Below are 2,989 nucleotides of genomic sequence, written 5' to 3'. Positions count from 1 at the left end.
CGACCCCTTGACTGTTTCAATCTCTTTACTGAACCTAATGATTTAGATTTACGTTCTATTGAGATGGAAATTGTCCTCAAGTATCGTGAACAATTTAATCTCAAAACTGACATTCTGCGTAGCTCCTGTCTATGGGAGATTCAAAAATTAGTTCAATACGGTCAAGAAATCAATAAACAGTAATTGGGATTTACCAGCTACCGCTTAAATTTAATGAAGTTTTTTTGAACTAAATCAATGATTAGAATTCCACCTAAATTCGGTTCTAAAGCTCCTAAACCTGAACCCGATAAATCCAAAGGCAGTGTTTTTGACCGACTGAATGCAAAACTTAAATGGGAACGAGAAAATATTCAACCCCATTTAAAAGATTTATTTCCTTTGTATGGTCACAACTGCATTATCTTCATGCCGACTGAGAACACTTTCTACTATACAGGTGCAGGATACGGTAATTATCTAACTGAAAGGGATGATGATTACAACAGAATTGGAGAAATCTTAGCTCAAATCTAATTCAATTAAGCGGTAATTAGAAACTTTAATGCTCTAGCTACCGCTTGAATTTAATGAAGTTTCTCTTAACTAAATCAAATGACTGAATCAAATACTGAATTAGAAATGTATTCGAGCTTTTGCTGTTTCGAGCAGGAAGCAATTGAACAAGCTCTTAAAGAATCTGGGATTAATTATCGAATCGAATACTTTAAGGGATTTAATGACCTCAATTGCTTCAACCTCTTTGCTCCCCGCAACTGCGAACTTTCTGTTAATCTTGAAGAAATTGAACTCAAAACTGTGCGGGAGTATCGGGAACAATTCAATCTTGAAAACGCAAACCTGTATCAGCTTCAAGCCGCTTTTCAAGCACTCCAATAAATAACTTGAGCGGTAGGTCGCTATCGCGATAATTCAATGAAGTTTCTTAACTAAATCAATGAATACCATAACTTTTGCAGGAATTAAAGGTAAAGTAATTAAATCAAGTCCTCATGGTAATTATCTTACAGTCGAACTTAGCGATCGCATTACCATTTGTGGAACCAAAAACAATCAATTTAATTGGTCAGAGGCTCCTGATTCTGATTCGGGATTTACCAGTTTTATTGCTTATATTGGTTCGACAACCGAAGAACAATCAATCCTCTATGACCAAATTCAATTCTATGGGGGACATATTCAGGAGTTCCGTGATTCTAAACGTAATCCCTCTTTTCCCTTTGAATTTAAAGTTAAAGAACTCTCCATTGATAGTTTGTTAAATCTCTTTAATGAACTTCAATCATAAATTCAATAACAAATAACAAACCAATAATGTTACTCAAGGGAATAACGTTATTGGTTTTGCTATTGCGTTCAATTCTGTGCAAATTAAGGATAACACAAATGAGAGATAAAGTAATCAAAATTTGTCAAGCATTAGATTGGCAAGGAGAACGAGATACCTGGGAATCACCAGACGGTAAAGAGATTCCGTTTATAAGATTCTCTAAGTTTATAATGCCAGAGAACGATGACATGAATAGTTACTACATCCAGATAACAATATGGGCTAAAAACGTTTCTCTCGAAATCAAAGAATATTGTGGGGAATGCGGCCCAGAAATAGATTCTGATGAACGATGGGCAATGAGTCGTACCTTCAGAATCGCCAAAGTTCCTTATGCAGAATTTATTGAAAGAAGTAATGAATTAATTCAACAATTGGAGAAAACATTATATGAGAAATTCACCCCATAGTTCCAAATCCAAGCACATTCAATTACAATTACCGTTATTTCCAAAACTCAAAAGGAATCAGAAAGTCAAGATTAAAGGCTTAGATTCCGATGGCGAATATCCTAATCTTATTGGGAAATTTGGGATAATATTTGCCATTGCCAATAATGGGATTTGGGTAAGATTCCCTGGTTGTTATTTGGGGCGAACCAAGAAGCGTAAAGTAAAACTAATTTTGCTTTATTCTATTTGGAGTATAGAGTATTTCAAAGTTTCTGAATAGGGTAGCTATCGCTAAAGATAGGCGTTGTTTCTTTTTCTTAATACAATGTCTATCCTTATTCAAACTAAAGCTCAAAAAACAACCTCAATTCTTGTAGATTGCTTCCGAATCCTGGCTTGGCAACATTATAAGAGTACCAATAAAGGCTTGAGAATTGAAGGTAAAGAAATCAATGGTTTAGAACTTTATGAAATCTTCAAAACCGAATGGCTCAAGCATGAAATCAACAAAATGGATTTAGCTAAAGTCCAAAAGTTCATCAAAGACATGGGTTATACCGAAGATGAACTTATGGAAATTCGTTCAGATTATTACCAACAAAAATCCAATTATCAAGCCAAAGAATCTAAATCAACTGAATCAAAAGTTAATCAACTGAAACAAAAGTATCAAGAAGCTGATTCCGAATACGAGCCCAAACCTTTCTAAACCTCTTAACTAATTAAGTCTTAGTCTCTTTGTGAGATTAAGGCTTTTTTTTATCCTCAAAGTTAGTGGTGAGATGCTAACGCAAGAATCGATGAAGTTTTTTGATAACAAACAATGACTAACTTTCAATTTCCAATTCTAAACATCAAAATAGTTTTCCCTGTTCTTCGTAAAAACCGAAAACATTTAGTTGATATGGGGAAAGAATTTCAGACTTTTGGCTATACTCCCCAAAGTTTTCGGGAGAATCTCTGGCATCAAATTCAGAACAGTCGATTAGACGAAAAGCAAACACGAGAATTTAAGTGTTTGAGAAGTATGGCAATGAATCACAAGCAGATAGCTTTATTGATTAAGGATGAGGAGCAACGGCCCTATGCAGAAATAATCATTCGAGCAGTTAGTTTTGTTCATCGTATTGAATCCCTAGCCCCATTAGGAGGTATCGACTCTCACGACAAAATGCAACCCGAAGCCTTCTACGAACTATTGAAGCAATTAGGTTTTAAGTTGAATCTCGTTAAACCCTAATCAATAAACCCTTAATTAATTAGATTC

The 2,989-nt window shown here is 34.9% G+C and carries 7 protein-coding genes; all 7 read left to right on the top strand.

The annotated features are described in order from the left end of the window. Positions 1-183: hypothetical protein (locus PL9631_RS27345; RefSeq protein WP_231516668.1), on the top strand; the 183-nt coding region annotated here is incomplete at its 5' end. A 54-nt stretch (positions 184-237) separates the two neighbouring features. Continuing rightward, positions 238-516 (top strand): hypothetical protein, encoded by a 279-nt coding sequence (locus PL9631_RS27340; protein WP_083616430.1) that lies wholly within the window; start codon positions 238-240, stop codon positions 514-516. A gap of 78 nt (positions 517-594) precedes the next feature. Continuing rightward, entirely contained in the window at positions 595-879 is a 285-nt protein-coding gene (locus PL9631_RS27335) for a hypothetical protein (RefSeq protein WP_083616428.1), read from the top strand. Between the two features lie 58 nt (positions 880-937). Continuing rightward, on the top strand, positions 938-1,288 hold the full coding sequence (locus PL9631_RS27330) for a hypothetical protein (protein ID WP_083616426.1): 351 nt from the start codon (positions 938-940) through the stop codon (positions 1,286-1,288). A 98-nt stretch (positions 1,289-1,386) separates the two neighbouring features. Then, the gene (locus PL9631_RS27325) at positions 1,387-1,740 is read left to right on the top strand and encodes a hypothetical protein (protein WP_083616424.1); all 354 of its coding nucleotides are present in this window, start codon (positions 1,387-1,389) and stop codon (positions 1,738-1,740) included. Between the two features lie 307 nt (positions 1,741-2,047). Further along, on the top strand, positions 2,048-2,431 hold the full coding sequence (locus PL9631_RS27320) for a hypothetical protein (RefSeq protein ID WP_083616422.1): 384 nt from the start codon (positions 2,048-2,050) through the stop codon (positions 2,429-2,431). 114 nt (positions 2,432-2,545) lie between these two features. Beyond that, the gene (locus PL9631_RS27315) at positions 2,546-2,962 is read left to right on the top strand and encodes a hypothetical protein (protein WP_083616420.1); all 417 of its coding nucleotides are present in this window, start codon (positions 2,546-2,548) and stop codon (positions 2,960-2,962) included. Positions 2,963-2,989: the final 27 nt, after the last annotated feature.

The organism is Planktothrix paucivesiculata PCC 9631 (genome assembly GCF_900009265.2).
Classification (GTDB): domain Bacteria; phylum Cyanobacteriota; class Cyanobacteriia; order Cyanobacteriales; family Microcoleaceae; genus Planktothrix; species Planktothrix paucivesiculata.
The sequence above is the reverse complement of the archived record's forward strand: the minus strand, read 5'-3'. Positions and strand labels throughout refer to the sequence as shown.